Here is a 26,052-nt window from a genome sequence, read left to right as displayed (position 1 = left end):
GCAGCAAGAAACGGAGGGATAACCATGCGCAATGTAACATCAGAGCTGAGAAATTATCTGGAAACGCAGGCTACAGAAACGGAGAAGCAGATGATTCTGACGATTTTACGTCACCCTAAGCAGGCAACGGAGATGAATGTCCGAGAGCTGAGTGCTTCGGGGTACTGTTCGAGTGCGACGCTGATCCGGATCTGTCAGAAGCTGGGATTTAAAGGCTATGGAGAATTCCGGCTGGCGCTGTGTGAGGAGATCGGGTATCAGAATTCAAGGCATTTTTCCAACTACGATGAAAAACAGGACAGTGTCACGATGGTTGGCGAGGTTTTAAAAGAATCGATCACCGCGCTGCGGCAGATCTGGAAGCTGATGGATTACAGGACTCTGGAGGCGGTCGTCCGTCGTCTGGAGCAGACCCCGCTGGTTCATCTGTATGGAATTGGTGCGTCGTATCTGGTGGTGGAAGACTTTATGCAAAAGCTGACCCGGATCCAGAAACCGGTGCTGCTGTTTCATGATCTGCATCTCCAGCTGGTCGACGCAGGCAATGTACGACCTGGGGATCTTTGTCTTATTGCCTCCTATACAGGTCAGACCGAAGAGATGATTAAGGTAGCCCGGATGGTTCATGAGGCCGGTGGCGTGCTGGTGGTGATTACGCAATATTCACCCAATGAACTATCCAGACTGGCGGATTATGTCTTCTATGTGCCGCGCATTGAAGAAGAAATCCGAGTCGGTGCCGGATCAAGCCGTATTAGCATGCTTGCCATGATCGATATCATTTACCGTCGGTTTCTTGCCAGCAACTATGAGGAAGACTATGAGCGTATTCTCAAAAGCAGCCAGACGCTGGAAAAAGCCAAGGTTGAAATGCCGGATGCGGAGTTGGATTTGGATAAAGTTCTGACCAATGATATGGAATAGATGCTGCAGGGAAGCTTAGGGTTGTTGTTTCCTGAAATGAGTCGCTTCGGAAAACAACTTGAATGGGAAGAGCGGATTCCATTCGGGAAGAGAGTTCCCTGGATAAATGGACAGTGGATAACAGATGATTAATGGCGGTAGACAATAGGTATAGATTATGAATGTTCTGGATCTGGCTTTCGGGCTGGATCTTTTTTCATGCCTTGCTAAGGAGAAGCCGCCGAGGTTTGGGACAGCCTCCGGCGGGCTGACAGTCTGTGACTGTTGAATGGTTTCTGGCTGCGGTCTTTGATCCGCAATTGACCGATTCAAGAATCATTTTACAGGCAGGATTACCATTTTGTGCGAATTCCATTTCATTTCAACCATATTGAATCTGCGGATATTCATTCATGAATATAGCCAAACAGGACATTTTAACGACCGTTCTGGACATGAAATGGCTTTCAGATTCATGAAGCGGATCCACAATCCAACACAGTCCCAAACTCTGGTGATCGTTTTTTTTGTACAGTATGCTGTGGTCACAGGGAAGGAAAAAGAAAAACATGATCGATTTAACAATACTAAACACTGAAGGACGAAATCCGAACAGTGAGAATTTCTCATCAATGAGTATTGAAGAAGCAGTGACATTGATGAATGAAGAAGATCTGAACGCTGTCAAAGCAGTCGCCAACGCAAAAGACATGATCGTCAAGGTGATTGAGCAGAGTTCCTCTACACTGCAAAAAAATGGCCGCATCATTTACTGCGGCGCGGGCACCAGCGGAAGACTGGGGGTCTTGGATGCAGTCGAATGCCCGCCAACGTTTGGCGTGGATTATAACACGGTTGTCGGTCTGATTGCCGGAGGGGACAGCGCCTTTGTCAAAGCTAAAGAAGGTGCTGAAGATTCCAGAGAACTGGGTGAGCAGGATCTTAAGGGCATTGATTTAACCAAAGACGATATGGTCATTGGTCTTGCGGCAAGCGGAAGAACACCCTATGTGATTGGCGCTCTGGAGTATGCTAAAAGTCTTGGCTGCGCAACCGCTGCAGTCGTCTGTTCGACTGACAGTGCCATTTCCAAACTCTGTGAACACACAATCACACTGTTGCCCGGGGCAGAAATTCTGACTGGATCTACCCGCTTAAAAGCCGGAACAGCAACCAAGATGGTTCTCAATATGATTTCAACAATTTCGATGAAGTCAGTAGGCAAGATTTACAAGAACTACATGGTTGACGTCAAGATGACCAACGAGAAGCTTCGTGCCAGAGGTGTAAACATTATCCGTACTCTAACCGGATGCGATGAAGACAAAGCCAGGGATACTTTAGAGAAAGCAGAAAACGAAGTCAAAACGGCAGTCGTGATGGTTTCCAAAGACGTCGATGCCTTTGAAGCCCGCAAGCTTTTAAATGAAGCCAACGGTTTTATTGATCCAATTCTCTAAACCTGGTTTACGGACCGGATTTCCAGATTGAATTTCTGGAATCAATTTTGGATCGGATGCCTGGTTCTGGTTTTGATCAGAAATCAGGAGTCGCACATCGAAGCTGAACCGAAAAATAAGGACAAAAATTATTTGAGGACAGAAATCCGGCTGAGCGGATCTGATTGATCGATTTCATCAATCGGATCGTCAATCGGTTCTGATTCAGGTCAGAACCTGATTCATTCCGAAATACCCAATTTCGGACTACATCGTTCTCTGACCTGCAAATACAACTATCAAAACGCAACAATTTAAGACCCAATCCATGGGATTGTGAAAGGAGACGCTATGAACAACAGAGAACTGGCAGTGTTCATTCTGGAAAAAGTCGGTGGAAAACAGAATGTTCAGGATGCCGCAAACTGCATGACAAGACTGCGCATGCATGTCAATAACCCAGCTCTTGTCGGGATTGAAGAGATCAAAGAAGCACCGGAAGTTTTAAGTGTCATTACCAATGACAACTACTTCCAGATCGTTTTAGGACCTGGCAAGGCTCAGAAAGTCACGGACGAATTCAAGGATCTGACTGGTCTGACCGGTACAGATACCGAAATTCCAGCCGATGAAAAAATGAATCTGGATGGCGACTGGAAATCCAACAAAGCAGGGGTAAAAGCCCAGCAGAAAAAGAATCCGTTTAAAGATTTTGCCAACATGATCGCAAGCATCTTTGTTCCAATGCTGCCAGCAATTATTGCAGCGGGTCTGTTCAACGGTTTCGGATCGTTGATTGGTCAGCTGATTTCGTCCGGAACAATTGCAGGTGATTTCTGGACAATGTCCCAGCTGGTATTCAACCTGATTGGTGGCTCCTTCTTGGGCTATCTGGTCATCTACACAGGTATTAATGCTGCAAAAGTGTTCGGTGCAACCCCTGCCATGGGTGGTATGATCGGCGGCATCTCGATTGGTGCCAACATTGTTACGATCTCCACGATGCTCGGACTGTATAATGAAGAAATTCCTCTAAACTCCATTCTGACCACCGGTAAAGGCGGCGTTGTGGGTGTCATCTTAGGTGTCTGGGTTCTGTCCATCGTAGAAAAATGGATCCGCAAACGTATGCCAGATCTGCTGGACCTGATCCTGACTCCGTTCCTATCCTTATTAATCACTGGACTTCTGATGATTTTTGCGATCATGCCGGTTGCCGGATTTGTTTCCGACTGGCTCGTTGATGGCTTGTCTCTGCTTCTGAACTCGAGCAACCCAGTGATCAGCGTGATCTCCGGTTATGTTCTGGCAGCACTGTTCTTACCGATGGTTCTGCTCGGTTTGCATCAAGGTTTGATCCCTATTTATACCATTCAGCTTGAAACCATGGGCGGTATTTCACTGTTCCCAGTTCTGGCGATGGCTGGTGCCGGTCAGGTTGGCGCTGCAATTGCGATCTGGATCAAGGCTAAGAAAGTTGGCAACCGCAAAATGGAAAAAATCATTGCCGGTGCTCTGCCTGCAGGCTTCCTGGGCGTTGGCGAACCACTGATTTACGGTGTAACTCTTCCCTTAGGTAAACCGTTTATCACTGCTGGCCTCGGTGCCGGTTTTGGTGGGGCGTATGTCATGCTGACACACGTCATGGCCAACGCATTTGGACCATCCGGTCTAGTTGCCATTCCTCTGATGCAGGGAACAAGTGGCATGCTGAACTTCTTTATCGGTCTGGTGATCTCCTATGTTGCTGGCTTCATCATCACCTACTTTGGTATCAAATCCTCCGCTGTTGCGGATGCAAAATAATTTAGGAACTTCTTTATATCCGGGTTCCTTCCAAGAGATTCCCTCCTGCATCCAGGAGGGTTCTCTGGTTTTTACTTCGGCTCATATTCCCGAAGCGCAGAGTGATCCATCCAAACTCAAAGATCTGGTTGACCAGCTCCATGCAAGAAAAGCGAAGGTCATGTGTGATGTGGACGACCAGACAGCCAGCCAATATGGGTTTGACTCTCTGGATGAGTTTGCCAGGGCTATGGATCTGGATATTCTGCGTCTGGATTTTGGATTTACTCTGGAGGAAATTGACCAGATTGCCTTCAGGATTCCTGTCGCATTAAATGCTTCAACGATTGAAACGGAAACAAAGAAATGGCTTCTGGCCCGCCATCCCAGTCTTCTATTTGTGCACAACTTCTATCCACGTCCGGAAACCGGACTAGATCTGGAAACATTCTGTACGATGAACGAAGGTGTTCCAGCAGCCAATCTTTCTGTGTTTATCCCCGGTGACGAGGTGTTGCGCGGTCCACTGTTTCAGGGGCTTCCAACTTTGGAATCCCATCGTCATGGGGCACCGTATGTGGCATGGACTCAATTTAAACGCCTTGGCATCGACCAGATTCTGGTTGGAGATCCCGGCTTAAGTGAACGCGAGCTGAACTTTATCCAGCAGGCAATGCAGGGGTGCTATCTCATCCCTGTACTTCTGGAGGACTTTGCGGATTCATCCATTCTGGATAAGCCCTTTACGATCCGGGCTGATTCGCCTAAGACGCTGCGCCGTCTGGCGGAAAGCCGTCTGATGCATGATCCAGCAAAATTGATTGCCCCATCCAATACAGTCAGACGTGTTCGTGGAAGTCTATGTCAGGACAATGAAAGTTATGGCCGCTATGCGGGTGAAATCATGATTACCACATCCGACTATCCAGCCGATGATAAGGTCAATGTCATTGGTCGTGTGCATCCACGGTATGCTGAGCTGCTGGACTTTATCCCCAATGGTGCAAAGATCCAGCTGGTTCAGGCAGATCAGTACGGTCTGAACAAATTGTATAAGTAAGACCAATGCGGCCAATTCGATTTTGAAAAGACTGAAAGCCCTGCAGGCAAGGAGAATCTCCTCTTCCTGCAGGGCATTTTGGTATTCTATTCATTTGTGTTCGGCTTGAGTCTATAATCGTTTGCAATTCAGATTAGTGGTATGATCATTAGCTAAGACTAACTAAGCGATAATTAAAAACCCGAAGAATATTGAATTTCTTCTTTATTCTTCGGGTTTCGCTTTTGTCTGGCGACTTCCTATTTTTGCTTTTACACTATCGTCGGCGTTCAATGGCTTAACTTCCGTGTGCGAGATGGGAACGGGTGTGACCCATTGGCTATCGTCACCATACTTTGCATTGAATCAGCGCATCCTTGGATGAGTATTCAACGACAGATTCGATTTCAGTATTCTTGCGAATACCGCGGGTTGATTTCATTTCACATGAATCTTTCAAAAACAAACACCAGCTTCGGCATAACCTTGGTTACAGTTATGATCTGATCATTTCTGATCGTTTACTTCTTATTACCGCCTGCCTGTGATTTTGAATGATTCTGGAATCATTGTCTTTAACTTGCGTCTTTGACTCTGCTTCCATATCCTTCATTCTTCATCACTCCAACAGGCGCTCTCGTTTATCTTAGATTAAGCTTTCGACCGATTAGTACTGGCCAACTTCATGGATCACTCCACTTCCATACCCAGCCTATTTCCTTGTAGTCTTCAAGGGGTCTTATCTACCGCAGATCTTATCTTGGGGCTGGCTTCGCACTTAGATGCTTTCAGCGCTTATCCATTCCCTGCTTGGCTGCCCGGCTGTGCCACTGGCGTGACAACCGATGCACCATTGGCAGGTCCATCCCGGTCCTCTCGTACTGAGGACAGCTCCCCTCAGATCTCCTGCGCCCACAACAGATAGGGACCGAACTGTCTCACGACGTTCTGAACCCAGCTCGCGTACCGCTTTAATGGGCGGACAGCCCAACCCTTGGAACCGAATCCAGCTCCAGGATGCGATGAGCCGACATCGAGGTGCCAAACCCCGCCGTCGATGTGAACTCTTGGGCGGGATCAGCCTGTTATCCCCAGGGTAGCTTTTATCCGTTGAGCGACGGCCCTTCCATTCGGTACCGCCGGATCACTAATCCCGACTTTCGTCCCTGCTCCACTTGTTGGTGTCGCAGTCAGGCGCGCTTTTGCATTTACACTCTCTGTCTGGTTTCCATCCAGACTGAACGCACCTTTGGGCGCCTCCGTTACTCTTTAGGAGGCGACCGCCCCAGTCAAACTGCCCGCCTGGCACTGTCTGTAAGATTCTCTCTTCACGTTAGGGCTTCAAATCATCAGGGGCGGTATCCCAACGGCGGCTCCAAAGAAACTGGCGTTCCTTCTTCATAGCCTCCCGCCTATCCTGTACATGATCATCCAAAACCCAATACCAGGCTGCAGTAAAGCTCCATGGGGTCTTTCCGTCTAGTTGCGGGTAACCTGCATTTTCACAGGTACTAAGATTTCACCGAGTCTGCTGCCGAGACAGCGCCCAAATCGTTTCACCTTTCGTGCGGGTCAGAACTTACCTGACAAGGAATTTCGCTACCTTAGGACCGTTATAGTTACGGCCGCCGTTCACTGGGGCTTCGGACCACTGCTTCTCCCTGCGGATAACAGATCCCCTTAACCTTCCAGCACCGGGCAGGTGTCACCCCATATACTTCGCCTTGCGGCTTTGCATAGAGCTGTGTTTTAGTTAAACAGTCGCTTGGGCCTTTTCACTGCGGCTCTCTCGAGCGCCCCTTCTTGCGAACGTACGGGGCAATTTTGCCGAGTTCCTTGGCAACAGTTCTCTCGCTCACCTTCGCTTGCTCAGCGCGCCCACCTGTGTCGGTTTTGGTACGGGCCGCAATAAAGTTTAAGCTAGAAGCTTTTCTTGAAAGCCGCTCCATGTGCTTGGCTACTTTCTTTCGATTTCGCTTACCCTTCACGCTCTGTACACATTGATCCGGATTTGCCTGGATCCGTACTGCCGCGCTTGGCCCTCAATCCATTAAGAGGGTCACACTTCCCGTCTTTGTCACTCCATCGCCTTTATTGCGGGTGCAGGAATCTTCGCCTGCTTTCCATCTGCTTCGCCTGTCGGCTTATCATTAGGTCCCGACTGACCCAGGGCGGACGAACCTTCCCCTGGAATCCTTGGGCTTTCGGTGTGCAGGATTCTCACCTGCATCTCGCTACTCACACCGGCATTCTCACTTCCATGTCCTCCACAGACTCTCACGATTCTGCTTCCATGAACATGCAACGCTCCCCTACCATAAAAATCTTTCAATCCTTATCCGCGGCTTCGGCAGATGACTTAGCCCCGGTACATTTTCGGCGCAGGGCCACTCGACTAGTGAGCTGTTACGCACTCTTTAAAGGGTGGCTGCTTCTGAGCCAACCTCCTAGTTGTCCGTGCGTCCCCACATCCTTTTCCACTGAGTCATCATTTTGGGGCCTTAGCCGGCGGTCTGGGCTGTTTCCCTCTTGAGCATGGACCTTATCACCCACACTCTGACTGCCAACTTTTCTCCTTGCGGCATTCGAAGTTTGATTCCATTCAGTACCCCGGGATGGGGCCATCATGAATTCAGTGCTCTACCTCCGCAGGCTTGCATTAACGCTAGCCCTAAAGCTATTTCGGGGAGAACCAGCTATCTCCGGGTTCGATTGGAATTTCTCCGCCAGCCACAGGTCATCCGCCAGCTTTTCAACGATGGTCGGTTCGGTCCTCCACAAAGTTTCACCTCTGCTTCAACCTGCCCATGGCTAGATCACCCGGTTTCGGGTCTGCTCCTGGCTACTTCATTCGCCCTGTTAAGACTCGCTTTCGCTTCGGCTTCGCATTTTCCTGCTTAACCTTGCATCCAAAAGCAGCTCGCCGGTTCATTCTACAAAAGGCACGCCATCACCCTTTGACGGGCTCTGACTTCTTGCAGGCATACGGTTTCAGGTTCTCTTTCACTCCGCTTGCGCGGTTCTTTTCACCTTTCCCTCACGGTACTTCTTCACTGTCGCTCACTCTTACTTATTCAGCCTTGGCGGATGGTCCCGCCTGCTTCCGACAGGATTTCACGTGTCCCGTCGTACTCAGGATCTCGCTGACTACTTCGCTTGCTTTCCAGTACAGGGATTTCACCTTCTGTGTCCGTGCTTTCCATCACGTTCCTGTTCACTCGCGTTTTGTCTGGTGCGCTCCTACAACCCCATATCGCTATGGTTTGGGCTAATTCCCTTTCGCTCGCCGCTACTCGGGAAATCACTGTTGTTTTCTTTTCCTCCGGCTACTTAGATGTTTCAGTTCACCGGGTTGCTCTCCATATCAAAAATATGGATGACTGGATATGACTCCAGCCGGGTTCCCCCATTCGGATACCTGCGGATCGTCGCTTTCCTGACAGCTCCCCGCAGCTTTTCGCAGTCTGATGCGTCCTTCATCATTCAAGAGTGGCAAGGCATCCTCCGTACGCTCTTCCTTGCTTGATCTAGTTTCAAATATGCTTGTTTTTAACTATGCTTTTTCGAGATTTTTCTAATAAGAACTGTTAACTGTTTTCTGACTTGGTAAATCTTGTGACTTCAAAGATTGAATTTTTTCTCTCTTTTCAGTCGGTTACTTTCGTAACGTTGCTACTTACAACTTACGTCAGACCTTCTGTTATGTCTTATACTGATGTTCGTTTTTCAAAGATCCATGTTGTGATCAAATGAAGATTTCTCTATCACTCAATCTGGAAGATCGCTCTTCCAAAACTCTGTTACAGACTCCAACTTAGTTACTTAATGCTTCCTTGTACTTTCTCCTTAGAAAGGAGGTGATCCATCCCCACGTTCCCGTAGGGATACCTTGTTACGACTTAACCCCAGTCATCGGCCCCGCCTTCGACGACTCACTCCCTTAAGGGTTATGCCATCGGCTTCGGGCGTTGCCGGCTTCCATGGTTTGACGGGCGGTGTGTACAAGGCCCGGGAACGTATTCACCGCGGCATGCTGATCCGCGATTACTAGCGATTCCAACTTCATGAAGTCGGGTTGCAGACTTCAATCCGAACTGGGACGCCTTTTCTCGGGTTCGCTCCACTTCACAGCTTCGCTTCCGTCTGTAGGCGCCATTGTAGTACGTGTGTAGCCCAGGCCATAAGGGGCATGATGATTTGACGTCATCCCCGCCTTCCTCCGGTTTGTCACCGGCAGTCTGATCTGAGTCCTCATCTTACTGGTAGTAACAGATCACGAGGGTTGCGCTCGTTGCCAGACTTAACTGAACATCTCACGACACGAGCTGACGACAACCATGCACCACCTGTGTGGATGTTAACCTCCAACTTATCTCTAAGTCTTCGCATCCCATGTCAAGGCCTGGTAAGGTTCTTCGCGTTGCTTCGAATTAAACCACATACTCCACCGCTTGTGCGGGCCCCCGTCAATTCCTTTGAGTTTCACACTTGCGTGCATACTCCCCAGGCGGAGGAGTCATTGCGTTAGCTTCGGCACCGGGGCACTACCCCCGACACCTGCTCCTCATCGTTTAGGGCGTGGACTACTAGGGTATCTAATCCTATTTGCTCCCCACGCTTTCGTGCCTGAGCGTCAGTAACAGTCCAGGCGGCCGCCTTCGCCACTGGTGTTCTTCCATATATCTACGCATTTTACCGCTACACATGGAGTTCCACCGCCCTCTCCTGTCCTCGAGCGTGACAGTTTCCAAAGCCTGTACAGGTTGAGCCCGTACCTTTCACTTCAGACTTGCCACGCCGCCTGCGCACCCTTTACGCCCAATCATTCCGGATAACGCTTGCCACCTACGTATTACCGCGGCTGCTGGCACGTAGTTAGCCGTGACTTTCTGGCAGGTTACTATCAAAAGAAAAGCATTTCCTCTTTCCTTCTTTTCTGACCTGCAACAGAGCTTTACGATCCGAAGACCTTCCTCACTCACGCGGCATTGCTCGTTCAGGCTTGCGCCCATTGACGAAAATTCCCTACTGCTGCCTCCCGCAGGAGTCTGGGCCGTGTCTCAGTCCCAGTGTGGCCGATCGCCCTCTCAGGCCGGCTATGCATCATCGCCTTGGTAAGCTTTTACCTTGCCAACAAGCTAATGCACCGCAGATCCATTCATCTCCCAGGCTTAAAAGCCTGTTTCAAAAACAGAAGATGCCTTCTGTTTTCCTATGGGGTTTTAGACTTCGTTTCCAAAGCGTATCCCCCGGATATGGGCAGGTTATCTACGTGTTACTCACCCGTTCGCCACTGAACACCGAAGTGTTCCGTTCGACTTGCATGTATTAGGCATGCCGCCAGCGTTCATCCTGAGCCAGGATCAAACTCTCCATTTGATATTGACTCAACGCTATTGCGTTTAAATTTCGTGAATTGATTATTTGAAGTATTAAGTGTTGTTCAAGAATCGACGTGTTAATTTCGAATATTGAATTGTCTGTAATCAGAGTTTTCAAAGAGCCATCTGTTTGTGAGTGAATCAATTTCCCTCACAAGGCTTGTTTATCTTATCATCAGCAGATTCAGAAGTCAATGCCTTTTGTGAAATATTTTTAAGGATTTCACAATCGACGTTTTATTCGATATCTAAAGATGATTTAGACGCTTCGGAAATTATTTCCGTAAGTGCTTGAGTATCATACCTCTATCCCAATCATAATGCAAGTACTTTATGCTTTTTTATAAATTCTTTTTTTCACACTCTAATTCTGATAATGGCAGCTAATATATTAGCCTGTTTTGACGATATAGCGGTTTTTACGCTAATATATTAGCTATGATTGATCTCAATATGTATCGAACTCTTCCTCAGATCCAGAATGATCTGAAAGAGAGAGTTGTAGCAAGACGCAAAGAAAAACGTATTTCCCAACAGAAACTGGCCGAACTGTCCGGTGTAAGCCTTGGCTCGATTAAGCGATTTGAACAGTCCAATGAAATCTCGCTGACTTCCTTATTAAAAATCGCGGGAGCACTTGATGATGCAGAGAGTTTTGATGGCCTGTTTTGCAAGAAAGAATACCAGTCCATTGAGGAGGTGATCCAGCTTGCCCAAAACAACAATTCCAAACCCCATTAGTCTCGATGTCTATGCGAATGATCAGAAAGTTGGAACACTGGCCGAACTTCCGGATCATCGCATTGCTTTTGAGTATAGTTCCGAATGGCTGCAGGCGGGGTTTTCCATCAGTCCTTTTTCCCTTCCTCTTAAGCCAGGTGTTTTCATTCCAAAATCCTATGATCCCTTTGATGGTCTGTTTGGGGCATTTGCGGACAGTCTTCCGGATGGCTGGGGTTCTTTATTGACGGATCGTCTACTGCGTTCTTATAGTATCGATCCCAATTCATTGACCACGCTCCAACGTCTGGCTCTGGTCGGAAGCAATGGCAAAGGCCTTTTAGAGTATCGTCCTTCTGTTGCGCTTCAGGAAAGTTTTTCTGTTCTGCCTTTTGACGACCTTGCCCAGGAGTGTGCCCGGATTCTGGCAGATAAACCTTCTGATCGCCTAGACACATTATTTGAAATGGGTGGATCATCGGGAGGAGCCAGACCAAAAGTCAATACAACAATCGATGGACAGGAATGGATCGTAAAATTTCCCGCCAGTTTTGATCCGGCTTCGATCGGTGAAGAAGAGTATCAGTATTTTTGCTGCGCCAGGGAATGTGAAATTGAAGTTCCAGAGTTTCGATTATTTCCTTCTGAAAGAACCACTGGCTATTTTGGCTGCCAACGTTTTGATCGAACCGATCAAGGCAAGATTCATATGATTTCAGCCGGCGCCCTGCTGGAAACCAGCTATCGTATTCCTAATCTTGACTACGAAATTCTTTTGAAGCTGACGTGGTTGGTGACTAAGAACATGGAAGAAGTCAAGCGAATGTTCCGGCTGGCCTGCTTCAACGTCTTCAGTCACAACCGGGATGATCATGCGAAAAACTTCTCCTTTCTCTACCAGAACGGTCAATGGAAACTTTCCCCAGCATACGACTTGACCTGGAGTCGTTCCTTTGGTGGTGAACATGCAACAACCATTCATGGCAATGGAAAGAACCCTGGCCCCTCTGAATTGGAACAGGCAGCCCTTTCTATCGGTCTTTCGGCTAGAGAGGCCAGAAGCATCATCAAATCCATCCAGAAAACTGTAAACCAGAATCTAAAGGATATTCTGGAAGATCACACCACCCATTAAATTCTTTCTTCCAGCAATCCCTGTTCGCTCAGCATGGTCTTTTTGTCCAATTTAGAAAGAGATCATGCCTTTTTCTTTTCCAAATTTTCTGTTTGCGATCATGGGACTTGAAACGATCCAATAAAGGCATATTCTCAAACACGTAACTAGTTACCTATAAAAGGAGAAAAAATGAACGAGAACGAACTGATCCAGAAGTTTTCAGGATCCACGCCAGATCAATGCAAAGCAATCTTCAATCTGCTCTTTATTCTGACCAACCGCCTCCAGACCGTCTTTGATCAACAGATCCCAGAACTGACACTGCGTCAATTCATGCTGCTGTCCACCATCCGCCCACTTCAAAAGCCATTAAGCCTGGGAGAATGCGGAAACCTGCTTGGCTGTTCCAGGCAGAACATTAAAAAGCTGGCCTTATCTTTAGAACAAAAGGGATTTGTAACCATCCAGAACAACCCTGATCGTCCCCGCTCTTTGATGATTCTTCCTACTGAAAAAGCCGATCAGTTTTTCGAAGGAGAATTTGCGCCTTATCGCGAACAACTCAATGAACTCTTTGCCACGTTGAAAAAGGAAGAAATTCAAGCCCTGTTTTCGCTGCTGATCAACCTTCTCAATGGCGTAAACATCTTCGAACAGAAAACGAAAGGAAAAAACAAATGAAACTTGCGATTCTTTATCATTCCCAGACTGGATTTACCAGACAATACGTTGACTGGATTGCCGAAAAGACCCATGCAGACTGTTACTCTCTTACCGAAGCAATCAAAGCCGACTTGTCTGCTTGCGATGTCTTGCTCTTGGGCAGCTGGATGCATGCCGGAAGTATCTATAAATTGAACAAACTGGCAGCCATCGCACAAAAGTATCCTCAGAAACCTGTCCTGTTGTTTTGCACTGGTGCCAGTCCAATCGCTTCTCCTGATTCTCAAAAAGCACTGGAGGCTGGAAGTCAATTGCTGAAAATTGATCCTGCCCTGACCTTTTATTGTCCAGGCGGATTGAACTACGATCAGATGTCCCCCGGCAATCGACTGCTGATGAAAGCATTTGCCAGTATGATCAAAGCCAAAAAGAATAAAACTGAAGATGAAAAGCTGATGAGTGAGATGATTGTCTCTTCTTACGATATCAGTGATCCAAAAGCCATCGAACCAATCCTTGTTGCCGTATCCGCAATCGAAACAAAAACCACTCCATCAGATCTCAATGATTGAAAGCGCCCGCCCAGTCTGGCTTGAAAAATTATGTCCCTAATCCGCACAGAAAAATAAAGGCCAACATCATCTAAGCAAAAAACCCGAAGAATATTGGATTTCTCCTTTATTCTTCGGGTTGCGCTTTTGTCTGGCGACTTCCTATTTTTGCTTTTACACTATCGTCGGCGTTCAATGGCTTAACGGCCGTGTTCGAGATGGGAACGGGTGTGACCCATTGGCTATCGTCACCATACCATTTCATTGAATCAGCGCATCTTTGGATGATTATTCAATGACAGATTCGGTTTCAGTATTCTTGCGAGTACCGAGGGTTGATTTCATTTCACATGAATCTTTCAAAAACAAACACCAGCTTCGACATAACCTTGATTACAGTTATGATCTGATCATTTCTGATCGTTTACTTCTTATTACCGCCTGTCTGTGATTTTGAATGATTCTGGAATCATTGTCTTTAACTTGCCTCTTTGACTCTGCTTCCATATCCTTCATCAATTCTTCATCACTCCAACAGGCGCTCTCGTTATCTTAGATTAAGCTTTCGACCGATTAGTACTGGCCAACTTCATTACTCACGTAACTTCCATACCCAGCCTATTTCCTTGTAGTCTTCAAGGGGTCTTATCTACCGCAGATCTTATCTTGGGGCTGGCTTCGCACTTAGATGCTTTCAGCGCTTATCCATTCCCTGCTTGGCTGCCCGGCTGTGCCACTGGCGTGACAACCGATGCACCATTGGCAGGTCCATCCCGGTCCTCTCGTACTGAGGACAGCTCCCCTCAGATCTCCTGCGCCCACAACAGATAGGGACCGAACTGTCTCACGACGTTCTGAACCCAGCTCGCGTACCGCTTTAATGGGCGGACAGCCCAACCCTTGGAACCGAATCCAGCTCCAGGATGCGATGAGCCGACATCGAGGTGCCAAACCCCGCCGTCGATGTGAACTCTTGGGCGGGATCAGCCTGTTATCCCCAGGGTAGCTTTTATCCGTTGAGCGACGGCCCTTCCATTCGGCACCGCCGGATCACTAATCCCGACTTTCGTCCCTGCTCCACTTGTTGGTGTCGCAGTCAGGCGCGCTTTTGCATTTACACTCTCTGTCTGGTTTCCATCCAGACTGAACGCACCTTTGGGCGCCTCCGTTACTCTTTAGGAGGCGACCGCCCCAGTCAAACTGCCCGCCTGGCACTGTCTGTAAGATTCTCTCTTCACGTTAGGGCTTCAAATCATCAGGGGCGGTATCCCAACGGCGGCTCCAAAGAAACTGGCGTTCCTTCTTCATAGCCTCCCGCCTATCCTGTACATGATCATCCAAAACCCAATACCAGGCTGCAGTAAAGCTCCATGGGGTCTTTCCGTCTAGTTGCGGGTAACCTGCATTTTCACAGGTACTAAGATTTCACCGAGTCTGCTGCCGAGACAGCGCCCAAATCGTTTCACCTTTCGTGCGGGTCAGAACTTACCTGACAAGGAATTTCGCTACCTTAGGACCGTTATAGTTACGGCCGCCGTTCACTGGGGCTTCGGACCACTGCTTCTCCCTGCGGATAACAGATCCCCTTAACCTTCCAGCACCGGGCAGGTGTCACCCCATATACTTCGCCTTGCGGCTTTGCATAGAGCTGTGTTTTAGTTAAACAGTCGCTTGGGCCTTTTCACTGCGGCTCTCTCGAGCGCCCCTTCTTGCGAACGTACGGGGCAATTTTGCCGAGTTCCTTGGCAACAGTTCTCTCGCTCACCTTCGCTTGCTCAGCGCGCCCACCTGTGTCGGTTTTGGTACGGGCCGCAATAAAGTTTAAGCTAGAAGCTTTTCTTGAAAGCCGCTCCATGTGCTTGGCTACTTTCTTTCGATTTCGCTTACCCTTCACGCTCTGTACACATTGATCCGGATTTGCCTGGATCCGTACTGCCGCGCTTGGCCCTCAATCCATTAAGAGGGTCACACTTCCCGTCTTTGTCACTCCATCGCCTTTATTGCGGGTGCAGGAATCTTCGCCTGCTTTCCATCTGCTTCGCCTGTCGGCTTATCATTAGGTCCCGACTGACCCAGGGCGGACGAACCTTCCCCTGGAATCCTTGGGCTTTCGGTGTGCAGGATTCTCACCTGCATCTCGCTACTCACACCGGCATTCTCACTTCCATGCCCTCCACAGACTCTCACGATTCTGCTTCCATGAACATGCAACGCTCCCCTACCATAAAAATCTTTCAATCCTTATCCGCGGCTTCGGCAGATGACTTAGCCCCGGTACATTTTCGGCGCAGGGCCACTCGACTAGTGAGCTGTTACGCACTCTTTAAAGGGTGGCTGCTTCTGAGCCAACCTCCTAGTTGTCCGTGCGTCCCCACATCCTTTTCCACTGAGTCATCATTTTGGGGCCTTAGCCGGCGGTCTGGGCTGTTTCCCTCTTGAGCATGGACCTTATCACCCACACTCTGACTGCCAACTTTTCTCCTTGCGGCATTCGAAGTTTGATTCCATTCAGTACCCCGGGATGGGGCCATCATGAATTCAGTGCTCTACCTCCGCAGGCTTACATTAACGCTAGCCCTAAAGCTATTTCGGGGAGAACCAGCTATCTCCGGGTTCGATTGGAATTTCTCCGCCAGCCACAGGTCATCCGCCAGCTTTTCAACGATGGTCGGTTCGGTCCTCCACAAAGTTTCACCTCTGCTTCAACCTGCCCATGGCTAGATCACCCGGTTTCGGGTCTGCTCCTGGCTACTTCATTCGCCCTGTTAAGACTCGCTTTCGCTTCGGCTTCGCATTTTCCTGCTTAACCTTGCATCCAAAAGCAGCTCGCCGGTTCATTCTACAAAAGGCACGCCATCACCCTTTGACGGGCTCTGACTTCTTGCAGGCATACGGTTTCAGGTTCTCTTTCACTCCGCTTGCGCGGTTCTTTTCACCTTTCCCTCACGGTACTTCTTCACTGTCGCTCACTCTTACTTATTCAGCCTTGGCGGATGGTCCCGCCTGCTTCCGACAGGATTTCACGTGTCCCGTCGTACTCAGGATCTCGCTGACTACTTCGCTTGCTTTCCAGTACAGGGATTTCACCTTCTGTGTCCGTGCTTTCCATCACGTTCCTGTTCACTCGCGTTTTGTCTGGTGCGCTCCTACAACCCCATATCGCTATGGTTTGGGCTAATTCCCTTTCGCTCGCCGCTACTCGGGAAATCACTGTTGTTTTCTTTTCCTCCGGCTACTTAGATGTTTCAGTTCACCGGGTTGCTCTCCATATCAAAAATATGGATGACTGGATATGACTCCAGCCGGGTTCCCCCATTCGGATACCTGCGGATCGTCGCTTTCCTGACAGCTCCCCGCAGCTTTTCGCAGTCTGATGCGTCCTTCATCATTCAAGAGTGGCAAGGCATCCTCCGTACGCTCTTCCTTGCTTGATCTAGTTTCAAATATGCTTGTTTTTAACTATGCTTTTTCGAGATTTTTCTAATAAGAACTGTTAACTGTTTTCTGACTTGGTAAATCTTGTGACTTCAAAGATTGAATTTTTTCTCTCTTTTCAGTCGGTTACTTTCGTAACGTTGCTACTTACAACTTACGTCAGACCTTCTGTTATGTCTTATACTGATGTTCGTTTTTCAAAGATCCATGTTTTAGACTGTTTCTTCTGTACTTCTCTTTTGAACTTTGTTCTTCGAGAAGAAGATGAATTTCAGCCTGGAAGATCGCTCTTCCAAAACTCTGTTACAGACTCCAACTTAGTTACTTAATGCTTCCTTGTACTTTCTCCTTAGAAAGGAGGTGATCCATCCCCACGTTCCCGTAGGGATACCTTGTTACGACTTAACCCCAGTCATCGGCCCCGCCTTCGACGACTCACTCCTTTTCAGGTTATGCCATCGGCTTCGGGCGTTGCCGGCTTCCATGGTTTGACGGGCGGTGTGTACAAGGCCCGGGAACGTATTCACCGCGGCATGCTGATCCGCGATTACTAGCGATTCCAACTTCATGAAGTCGGGTTGCAGACTTCAATCCGAACTGGGCCGCCTTTTCTCGGGTTCGCTCCACTTCACAGCTTCGCTTCCGTCTGTAGGCGCCATTGTAGTACGTGTGTAGCCCAGGCCATAAGGGGCATGATGATTTGACGTCATCCCCGCCTTCCTCCGGTTTGTCACCGGCAGTCTGATCTGAGTCCTCATCTTACTGGTAGTAACAGATCACGAGGGTTGCGCTCGTTGCCAGACTTAACTGAACATCTCACGACACGAGCTGACGACAACCATGCACCACCTGTGTGGATGTTAACCTCCAACTTATCTCTAAGTCTTCGCATCCCATGTCAAGGCCTGGTAAGGTTCTTCGCGTTGCTTCGAATTAAACCACATACTCCACCGCTTGTGCGGGCCCCCGTCAATTCCTTTGAGTTTCACACTTGCGTGCATACTCCCCAGGCGAAGGAGTCATTGCGTTAGCTTCGGCACCGGGGCATTACCCCCGACACCTGCTCCTCATCGTTTAGGGCGTGGACTACTAGGGTATCTAATCCTATTTGCTCCCCACGCTTTCGTGCCTGAGCGTCAGTAACAGTCCAGGCGGCCGCCTTCGCCACTGGTGTTCTTCCATATATCTACGCATTTTACCGCTACACATGGAGTTCCACCGCCCTCTCCTGTCCTCGAGCGTGGCAGTTTCCAAAGCCTGTACAGGTTGAGCCCGTACCTTTCACTTCAGACTTGCCACGCCGCCTGCGCACCCTTTACGCCCAATCATTCCGGATAACGCTTGCCACCTACGTATTACCGCGGCTGCTGGCACGTAGTTAGCCGTGACTTTCTGGCAGGTTACTATCAAAAGAAAAGCATTTCCTCTTTCCTTCTTTTCTGACCTGCAACAGAGCTTTACGATCCGAAGACCTTCCTCACTCACGCGGCATTGCTCGTTCAGGCTTGCGCCCATTGACGAAAATTCCCTACTGCTGCCTCCCGCAGGAGTCTGGGCCGTGTCTCAGTCCCAGTGTGGCCGATCGCCCTCTCAGGCCGGCTATGCATCATCGTCTTGGTAGGCTTTTACCCTGCCAACTAACTAATGCACCGCAGATCCATTCATCTCCCAGGCTTTAGGGCCTGTTTCAAAAACAGAAGATGCCGTCTGTTTTCCTATGGGGTTTTAGACTTCGTTTCCAAAGCGTATCCCCCGGATATGGGCAGGTTATCTACGTGTTACTCACCCGTTCGCCACTGAACACAAAAGTGTTCCGTTCGACTTGCATGTATTAGGCATGCCGCCAGCGTTCATCCTGAGCCAGGATCAAACTCTCCATTTGATATTGACTCAACGCTATTGCGTTTATATTTCGTGAATTGATTATTGAAGTATTAAGTGTTGTTTCAAGAATCGACGTGTTAATTTCGAATATTGAATTGTCTGTAATCAGAGTTTTCAAAGAGCCATCCGTTTGTGAGTGAGTCAATTTCCCTCACAAGGCTTGTTTATCTTATCATCAGCCAGATCATTCGTCAACATCTTTTGTGAAATATTTTTAAGAATTTCACAATCAATGATTTCTTCGATATCTAAAGATGATTCGCGCCAGGTCAGCGGCTTTGTTGCCGCGTTTTCTTAACGCTCAATTACTATAACACCGGGCAGTATCCCGAGTCAAGCATTTTTGTGAAATAATTTTACGTTTTCACATGCTGGGTTTAGATCTTCTCTGGCTCTTCCCCTCTGTTTCTTACCAGAATAGAATAGCCATCCGAATTTCCAAAGCCAGCGTCATCAACGCTACACTTCAAATCTGGGGATGTCAAGGAATTTATCTTTCGCTTCTCAAATCATTAATCAGCTTTTCATTTCTGATCGAGCAGTCTTTGAAAAAGTTCATTCCTTTCTCCTTATTTGCTGCTTTGGCAAAGGCGGATCACAAAAAAGCAGCCACTTGGTTGAGATGTTTTCTGGATATTGCCAAATTTACAGAGTTGAATACAATCGAAACTGTTATAAGGTAAAGTCCCTTCAGGCAAAAAACGTATCCTGGCAACGGTGAAATTCTCATAAAGCCGTTATTCTTAACGACTAAAAAGCAGGCCGCCTGCTTTTCCAGACTGCCTGCTTCAAAGCATAAAACAAGCTCTGTCTTCTGCTTATCTTCTACATTTACCGTCCCTATCCGATCAGGCGCTCTGTATGTCCTTTCCTTAGTATTTGTTCGGTGCGCTTCGACTACTGACTTCTCCAGCAGGCGGTCTTCACCGCCAACTTGGCTGATTCCGCCTGCAAGCCGCCATTTTCGATTGCTTTGTTGAACCAAAGATTTATTCAATAGGGCGACGATAGAAGCTTCCGTAAAAATTATCAATGCGATTCGAATAAATAATCGCCTTTGGATCTGCTTTGCGAACTGCTCGAACCACTTCATTTTCTTCATAGGTCGAGATAATGGAGCGGCATAAATAATAAATCTGATGTTTATAGGCACCATAAGCTTTTACTACACTCATCCCATGATGAAAATCTCTCTGGAAAGCCTCAGTCACGGTATCTGGGTCCTGAGTTGTCACTTCGATCATCACCTGAGCGTAACGATTATAGAAATTATCAATCGTCTTGGTTGAAATCAGCTGAAACAGGATCGAATATCCGGCGTATTCCCAGCCAAACATGGCGCCGAAAATAATGATCAGACACATATTAAAAATGAAGACGTAGTTCCAGATGCTCTTGTGCAGAATGTCGGAAACATACAGGGCGATAAAGTCCGTTCCACCCGTGGAGCCGTCAGTCCGTAAAGCGATAACCGTGACCATCCCATAAAGGAATCCGCCAAAGATAATATTGAGCAGAATATCATCCACAATCGGCTGAAAATTGAAAATAGTCAGAAAAAAAGAGGTGCAGGAAAACTGTACGCAAGACAGAAACGTAAAACGTTTAGAGATCCGCTTTGCGCAAAACAGGGCACAGGGAATATTCAGGGCCAGAATCAATACAGAAGTTGGAATATCCATCCCCATGGCCAGCGAAATCTTATTGATCAATAAAGCCAGGCCAGTGAATCCGCTGGATAAAAGATTGCAGGGATTCATGAAGGTTTGAAGCACAAAAGTCTGCAGCAAGGAGCTGAATACAATCAGCACAAGAGAATAAGTCAGTCGCAGTTTTCTGGAGTGAATGGAATTTGGGTCGAGTAATTTTCTGAACATTTTGATCACCACGGACAGTATAGGGAACGTTTACTTTTTTCCGCCTTCATTTCTTTCCGCGCATTAGGAAAGGATGGTGTCTGCCTGGCAGGGAATAAAACTCCATACTATATACAGAAAGAGAAGGTCTGGCGCGATGAATGAAAGACAAACAAAAATTGTTGCGTTTCTTGACAAGGAAAAAGACTGGGTGAAAGGAAAGGATCTGGCTTTGATCATGCATGTTTCCACTCGGACAATCCGAAGTGATATCGAAACCATCAACAGCCAGATCAAAGACGGCTGGATCGAGTCTTCCTATCAGCAGGGATATCGCCTGCATTTAGAGGCGAGTTCAAATTCTCTGATCAATAAAGAAGAAATTCCTCAGAATCCCAAGGAACGGTGTAACTATATTCTCAAAAAGCTGCTTTCGGTCAAAGAATGTTCCATGACCGATCTGAGCGATCAGGTCTGCGCAAGCATTTATACGGTGGAACAGGATCTCAAAGCGATCCGGGGAATGCTCAGAGAAGATTCCGAACTGGATCTGGTTTACCGAAAAGGTCAGGTTTCCCTTAATGGGGATGAATATGACAAAAGACGGCTGTTTAAGCGGCTGCTCATGGAGGAAGTGGAAGAAAACTTCTTCAATCTCGACTGCATTGCCCGCCTGTATCCGGAATTTGATCTGTATCGGTGTAAAGAAATCCTCTCCAGCTGTATGGAAAGTCATGGGTATTCAATCCGCGAGATGGAAATCCCAATGATTTTGATGCATATTGGGGTCGCCTTAAAACGAATGATGCAGTTCAACTTGATTGAAGATCGCCCCTGTGAACCCAGACTGGAACAGACAGTTGAATATAAAGTTGCTCAGGATCTGTACGAGCGAATCAGTCATCTCTACCCCATTAAAGTCAACAACGATGAAATCGAACAGGTTGCCCTGCTCTTACTGGGTAAGCGGGCGATGGAATATACCGATAACATTATCGAAATCAACGGCTGGGTTTACGACCTCAATGACATCACAATTCAGATGCTCAATTCCATCTATCATCATTTTGGGGTAAACATGACGGAAGATGAAGACCTGATCCGGGGACTGTCTTTGCACCTTCGCTCCCTGAGCGATCGCCTCAATCATGACACTTCCATCAAAAACTTCTACCTTGAAGAAATTCGCTGGCGTTTCCCACTCATTTTCGATATGGCGGTTTGTGCCGGGGATAAGCTGCGAGCCATTACCGGTCTGAAGATTTCCCAGGATGAGCTTGGATTTCTGGCTTTACATTTTGGGGCCAGTTACAACCGGGCTACAGCAGCCAAACGCTATCGCGCTTTGCTTTTCTTTCCCAATGACCAGGCCTTAAGCAACCTGGTCGTTTCCAAAATCCGTACCCAGTTTGAAGATCGGATGAACATTATCGGAGTAGAGAAGACCTTTGAAGAACAGAAAGTGAAAAAACTGAATCCAGATCTGATTCTGACCACGATTCCTTTGGGACATTCAATGGACATTCCAACCATTGAGCTTTCCATTTTCTATACTCCAGAAAATGAAGCTGCCATTTTCAGCTGTCTTAACCGGCTGGATAAGGAAAAAGGACATGCGGAATTTCTGTCCAAAATCAAGAACCTGATCCGGCCTGAGTATTTTTACGAAAACTTCAAAGCTGAAAGTGTTGAAGGTGTACTCAAATCCATGGCTGATCCGCTGATTAATGCTGGCATTGCACCGGAAAACTATGCCCAGAGTGTTCTTGAACGTGAACAGTTTGCCCCGACTTCCTTTGTGATGGGCTTCGCACTGCCCCATGCTCTGGATTGTGATGTGGCCGAATCGATTATTTCCATCGCTTTTCTGGACCATCCGATTCATTGGGGCGCCTTTGATGTTGAGTTCGTCATTCTGCTGGCCATCCGGCCGAGTGACCATGAACTGCTTCGCGTTTTCTTTGACTGGTGGATCAGTATCGTATCCAACCAGATTCGCTTCAACCGTCTCAAACGCCAGAAAAATTACAAAGCCTTTATGAGTATTCTGCTTGAAGAATAATACTGCCATTCTGAATTTTGTCTGTTGATCCGAGACCGCCACAGGCAATCAATAAGATGAATCGGACTCAATGAACAAAGAGAAACGAAAATAAAAAAAGGAGGAAATGCTGATGTTTTCAAATCTTAAGCTGCAAATGTTCACTCTGCTGGATCAGACAAGATGTCCTGTCAATCAGTCCAAACGGATGATCGCCTATCTGATTGACTGGTTTCTGGGTGCGTTATGTATGATGCTTCCCCTCTGCCTTGGCTGGATGTTTCTGACTCATGACCAGGAAAATATGGTACACGTCAATGTCTTCAAACTGGCTGACGCTTCCAGCCTCACAACCGCCCTGATTTTAGGTGGACTTGGACTTCTTCTGGCTTTCTTCTATTACGTCTGGGTTCCCTATAAGATCTACCCCGGCCAGACTGTTGGAAAGAAAACAATGGGCATCCAGATCGAAAAGACAGACGGATCCAGCCTGCGCTTCAAAGACCTTCTTTTACGCCAGGGTCTTGGCCTGCTCGTTCTGGAAGGCGTACTGTTCAATCCAAGCCGTCTTTGGCAGGATATGATTTCTCTTGCCAGTGGTCTGAATTTTTCCGGCTATCTGCTCTATCTTTCCATTGCAATCACTCTGGTTTCCGGTCTGATCGCTTTCAGTGCGCCAAGCAGACGGATGCTCCATGACTATCTGGCTGGAACAGCCGAAAAAGAAGTTGCTCTGAAAGGACGCGATCAATCTATCTGAACCTTTTCATTCCTTCGATTTGAGATCCTCTTGACTGCGGCCAGTCTTTTTTGAATATTCAAAAAAGACTGGCCGTTTTTCGACTTCTCATTTTCAGCTGTTTGTCAACGGGGAATTTCTTCCTTGCGTTAGGAAATCCAATCACAAATATAGGAAAAGATGTGATTTATGGGAATCAATCGAATCTCATAAATAATGATTCTGATTACGGTATGAATTGAAGATTTAAAATTTTTTTCAAAAAGCGAGGAAATCAGAGAAAGCGCTTCCTCGCGATGGGAAAATCGTATACCATATTTTCCCCATATTTCAAATAGAATAGAGACAGTTAGAACAAAGGAGGAAACACATGAAAAAAGTTTATTTGTTCTGTTCCGCAGGAATGTCAACCAGCATGTTAGCAGCCGACATGCAGAAAGTCGCTGACAAACATAACCTGCCAATTACCGTTAAAGCTTTCCCTCATGGAAAACTCGGTGAAATTATCGATAACGATCGCCCCGACGCGATCCTGTTAGGCCCCCAGGTCAAATATCTCTTAAAAGAAACGGAAGAACGATACGGCAAGTCGGGCATTCCAATCATGGTCATTGACTCTGGTGATTACGGCATGATGAACGGCGAAAAAGTGCTGAAAACCGCCATTGCCAAAATGAAAAAAGCCAAAGCTGCTGCTTAATCGCATTGGCCGTGAGCGAAGCGTCCTGTTCTTTCGACTTTTCGCTCCAGATCTATAACTCCCCTGTCCGGCTTTTTGGCGCAAGGCATACTTTCTCTCCATCAGCCACTTTGCCTTCTGGTTTCATAAAGCCGATCCTCTGTACAGAATGAGTCATGGATCTGAATGACTCTGGCGCAAGTCATCCACCATCACTCATCTGACAGATACGTTTCAAATTCAAATTTCAATCATAGAGAGTGAGACAAATTATTATGATGGACAAACTAGAAAAATGGTTAATGCCTCTGGCAAGTGCCATCGGGCGCAACAAGTTTCTGATTGCGATCCGTGACGGTTTCCTGGTTTCTACACCATTGTTAATCGCCGGATCCATCTTCCTGCTTCTGGCAAACTTCCCAATTACTGCATGGGTGAATTTTGTCGAAAACTGGTATATCGGAGATCTCTCCTTTGCCAATCTGTTATCGAAATGTTCTGATGCAACCTTCTCGTTAATGGCTATCTTCGCCGTTGTCGGCATTGGATATTCCATGGCTCGCGAAGAAGGAACGACGCCAATCTTTGGTGCTGCCGTTGCTTTAATGTCCTGGTTCATCCTGATGCCTTTCTCCTTCAATGCGAAGATTTCTTCTTTGATGGATGCAACAGGCGAACTGGTGAATATTCCTGAAGGCGCAAACGCAGTCGTTGGCGGCTTACAGTTTGGCTGGCTCGGATCGAAAGGTCTGTTTGTCGGCATTATCGTCGCAATCACGTCTGTATTGCTTTATGCATGGGTAGAGCGCAAAGGCTGGGTTATCAAGATGCCAGCTGGTGTTCCGCCAACGGTTGTTGCTTCTTTCTCTGCTTTGATCCCAGCAACAATCGTCATGACCGTCTTCTTCTTAATCAACCTGATCTTTGTTGCCTGCAAAACAACGGCCTTTGAATTCATCTTCACGTTCTTGCAGACACCATTGCTTGGTCTTGGCGATACTCTGGGTGCAATGATCGTCGCCTACATCTTCCTGCACCTGTTCTGGTTCTTCGGTATTAACGGTGGTTCCGTTGTCGGTGCCGTCTTCAATCCGATCCTGCAGACCCTTGCTTTGGAAAACCTTGATTTATATCGTGCTGTTGGCCCTGCCGGCTACACGGTTGCCAATGGCGCTCATATTATTTCGCAGCAGTTCCAGGATTTATTCGCAACCTTCGGTGGATGTGGATCGACTTTATCCTTGCTCATTGCGATGCTGTTGTTCTGTAAGTCAAAACGTGTTCTGGAACTGGGCAAACTGTCTCTGGTTGCCGGTATCTTCAACATCAACGAGCCAATCGTGTTTGGTCTGCCAATCGTGCTGAACCCAATCATTGCCATTCCATTCATTCTGGTTCCAACCCTGAACATTATCCTGACTTATGTTGCAATGTCGATGGGTATGTTCCCGCCATGTAATGGCATTAACATCCCATGGACCATGCCAGTCATCATTTCCGGATTCCTGGCAACCAACTGGGTCGGCGCCCTGTTCCAGGCTTTCCTGTTGATTCTTGGCGTATTCATTTACCTGCCATTCATCAAGATCCTGGATCGCCAGTATTTAGACGAAGAAAAAGCGGCTGCCGATTCCGGTGAAGAAGAAATCGATCTGGATGATCTGGATTTAGATGACCTTTGATCGATTCAACACTGCTGTACGCTGTTCAATCTGCTAAACCCTCCTGAATCCTTCGATTCACCTTGACAGCCCCAGTGCCATAAGGGCTCTGGGGCTGTCCCTGTTTTTTCTCGACTCGAATAAGAGAGTATAAAGAGG

At 47.6% G+C, this 26,052-nt stretch carries 14 protein-coding genes and 6 rRNA genes; 12 read left to right on the top strand and 8 right to left on the bottom strand.

Annotated features, from left to right (window positions below; genetic code table 11):
* Positions 1-24: 24 nt before the first annotated feature.
* From U4956_RS09770 to U4956_RS09755, 4 genes are all read left to right on the top strand, one after another.
* The gene (locus U4956_RS09770; protein WP_323090462.1) at positions 25-924 is read left to right on the top strand and encodes a MurR/RpiR family transcriptional regulator; all 900 of its coding nucleotides are present in this window, start codon (positions 25-27) and stop codon (positions 922-924) included.
* Between the two features lie 548 nt (positions 925-1,472).
* Positions 1,473-2,363 (top strand): N-acetylmuramic acid 6-phosphate etherase, encoded by an 891-nt coding sequence (murQ, locus tag U4956_RS09765; protein WP_323090461.1) that lies wholly within the window; start codon positions 1,473-1,475, stop codon positions 2,361-2,363.
* Positions 2,364-2,693: 330 nt separating this feature from the next.
* Positions 2,694-4,148, top strand: a complete 1,455-nt coding sequence (locus U4956_RS09760; protein ID WP_323090460.1) for a PTS transporter subunit EIIC — start codon at positions 2,694-2,696, stop codon at positions 4,146-4,148.
* A complete protein-coding gene (locus tag U4956_RS09755) occupies positions 4,138-5,187 on the top strand; it encodes a MupG family TIM beta-alpha barrel fold protein (RefSeq protein ID WP_323090459.1) in 1,050 nt (349 codons plus the stop codon). Before U4956_RS09760 ends, U4956_RS09755 begins: the two co-directional genes overlap by 11 nt.
* 226 nt (positions 5,188-5,413) lie before the next feature.
* Here the strand turns inward: U4956_RS09755 and rrf (U4956_RS09750) are convergent.
* The 3 genes from rrf (U4956_RS09750) to U4956_RS09740 form a co-directional block, all read right to left on the bottom strand.
* A 5S ribosomal RNA gene (rrf, locus tag U4956_RS09750) occupies positions 5,414-5,520 on the bottom strand.
* Positions 5,521-5,813: 293 nt separating this feature from the next.
* Positions 5,814-8,694, bottom strand: a 23S ribosomal RNA gene (locus U4956_RS09745).
* Between the two features lie 322 nt (positions 8,695-9,016).
* Positions 9,017-10,545 (bottom strand): 16S ribosomal RNA (locus tag U4956_RS09740).
* The 16S, 23S and 5S rRNA genes sit together here, the layout of an rRNA operon.
* Positions 10,546-11,000: 455 nt before the next feature.
* Here U4956_RS09740 and U4956_RS09735 point away from each other — a divergent pair.
* The 4 genes from U4956_RS09735 (at position 11,001) to U4956_RS09720 (ending at position 13,619) form a co-directional block, all read left to right on the top strand.
* Complete coding sequence (locus U4956_RS09735; RefSeq protein ID WP_323090457.1) at positions 11,001-11,288, top strand: helix-turn-helix transcriptional regulator; 288 nt, start codon at positions 11,001-11,003, stop codon at positions 11,286-11,288.
* Complete coding sequence (locus U4956_RS09730; RefSeq protein ID WP_323090456.1) at positions 11,257-12,402, top strand: type II toxin-antitoxin system HipA family toxin; 1,146 nt, start codon at positions 11,257-11,259, stop codon at positions 12,400-12,402. Before U4956_RS09735 ends, U4956_RS09730 begins: the two co-directional genes overlap by 32 nt.
* A 171-nt stretch (positions 12,403-12,573) precedes the next feature.
* On the top strand, positions 12,574-13,065 hold the full coding sequence (locus U4956_RS09725; protein ID WP_323090455.1) for a MarR family transcriptional regulator: 492 nt from the start codon (positions 12,574-12,576) through the stop codon (positions 13,063-13,065).
* On the top strand, positions 13,062-13,619 hold the full coding sequence (locus U4956_RS09720) for a flavodoxin domain-containing protein (protein ID WP_323090454.1): 558 nt from the start codon (positions 13,062-13,064) through the stop codon (positions 13,617-13,619). Before U4956_RS09725 ends, U4956_RS09720 begins: the two co-directional genes overlap by 4 nt.
* Before the next feature lie 128 nt (positions 13,620-13,747).
* Here the strand turns inward: U4956_RS09720 and rrf (U4956_RS09715) are convergent.
* The 5 genes from rrf (U4956_RS09715) to U4956_RS09695 all read right to left on the bottom strand — a co-directional run bounded on the left by rrf (U4956_RS09715) (position 13,748) and on the right by U4956_RS09695 (position 20,794).
* Positions 13,748-13,854 (bottom strand): 5S ribosomal RNA (gene rrf, locus U4956_RS09715).
* Positions 13,855-14,151: 297 nt separating this feature from the next.
* Positions 14,152-17,032 (bottom strand): 23S ribosomal RNA (locus U4956_RS09710).
* A gap of 354 nt (positions 17,033-17,386) precedes the next feature.
* Positions 17,387-18,915 (bottom strand): 16S ribosomal RNA (locus U4956_RS09705).
* A 597-nt stretch (positions 18,916-19,512) separates the two neighbouring features.
* Positions 19,513-19,902, bottom strand: a complete 390-nt coding sequence (locus U4956_RS09700; RefSeq protein ID WP_323090453.1) for a hypothetical protein — start codon at positions 19,900-19,902, stop codon at positions 19,513-19,515.
* 4 nt (positions 19,903-19,906) lie between these two features.
* Positions 19,907-20,794: a YitT family protein gene (locus U4956_RS09695; protein WP_323090452.1), complete on the bottom strand. Its 888-nt coding sequence runs from the start codon at positions 20,792-20,794 to the stop codon at positions 19,907-19,909.
* A gap of 136 nt (positions 20,795-20,930) precedes the next feature.
* Here U4956_RS09695 and U4956_RS09690 point away from each other — a divergent pair, with 136 nt between their 5' ends.
* From U4956_RS09690 to U4956_RS09675, 4 genes are all read left to right on the top strand, one after another.
* Complete coding sequence (locus U4956_RS09690; protein ID WP_323090451.1) at positions 20,931-22,835, top strand: BglG family transcription antiterminator; 1,905 nt, start codon at positions 20,931-20,933, stop codon at positions 22,833-22,835.
* A gap of 112 nt (positions 22,836-22,947) precedes the next feature.
* Entirely contained in the window at positions 22,948-23,574 is a 627-nt protein-coding gene (locus tag U4956_RS09685) for an RDD family protein (RefSeq protein WP_323090450.1), read from the top strand.
* Positions 23,575-23,923: 349 nt separating this feature from the next.
* The gene (locus tag U4956_RS09680) at positions 23,924-24,253 is read left to right on the top strand and encodes a PTS sugar transporter subunit IIB (RefSeq protein WP_323090449.1); all 330 of its coding nucleotides are present in this window, start codon (positions 23,924-23,926) and stop codon (positions 24,251-24,253) included.
* Positions 24,254-24,507: 254 nt separating this feature from the next.
* Positions 24,508-25,914 carry a PTS sugar transporter subunit IIC gene (locus U4956_RS09675; RefSeq protein WP_323090448.1) on the top strand — a complete coding sequence of 469 codons (1,407 nt, stop codon included), beginning with the start codon at positions 24,508-24,510 and terminating at the stop codon, positions 25,912-25,914.
* The last annotated feature ends 138 nt before the right edge of the window (positions 25,915-26,052 follow it).

Source organism: Allobaculum sp. JKK-2023 (genome assembly GCF_034745455.1).
Taxonomy (GTDB): domain Bacteria; phylum Bacillota_I; class Bacilli_A; order Erysipelotrichales; family Erysipelotrichaceae; genus Allobaculum.
Note: the sequence above shows the minus strand (reverse complement) of the source record. Positions and strands in the feature narration are given on the sequence as shown.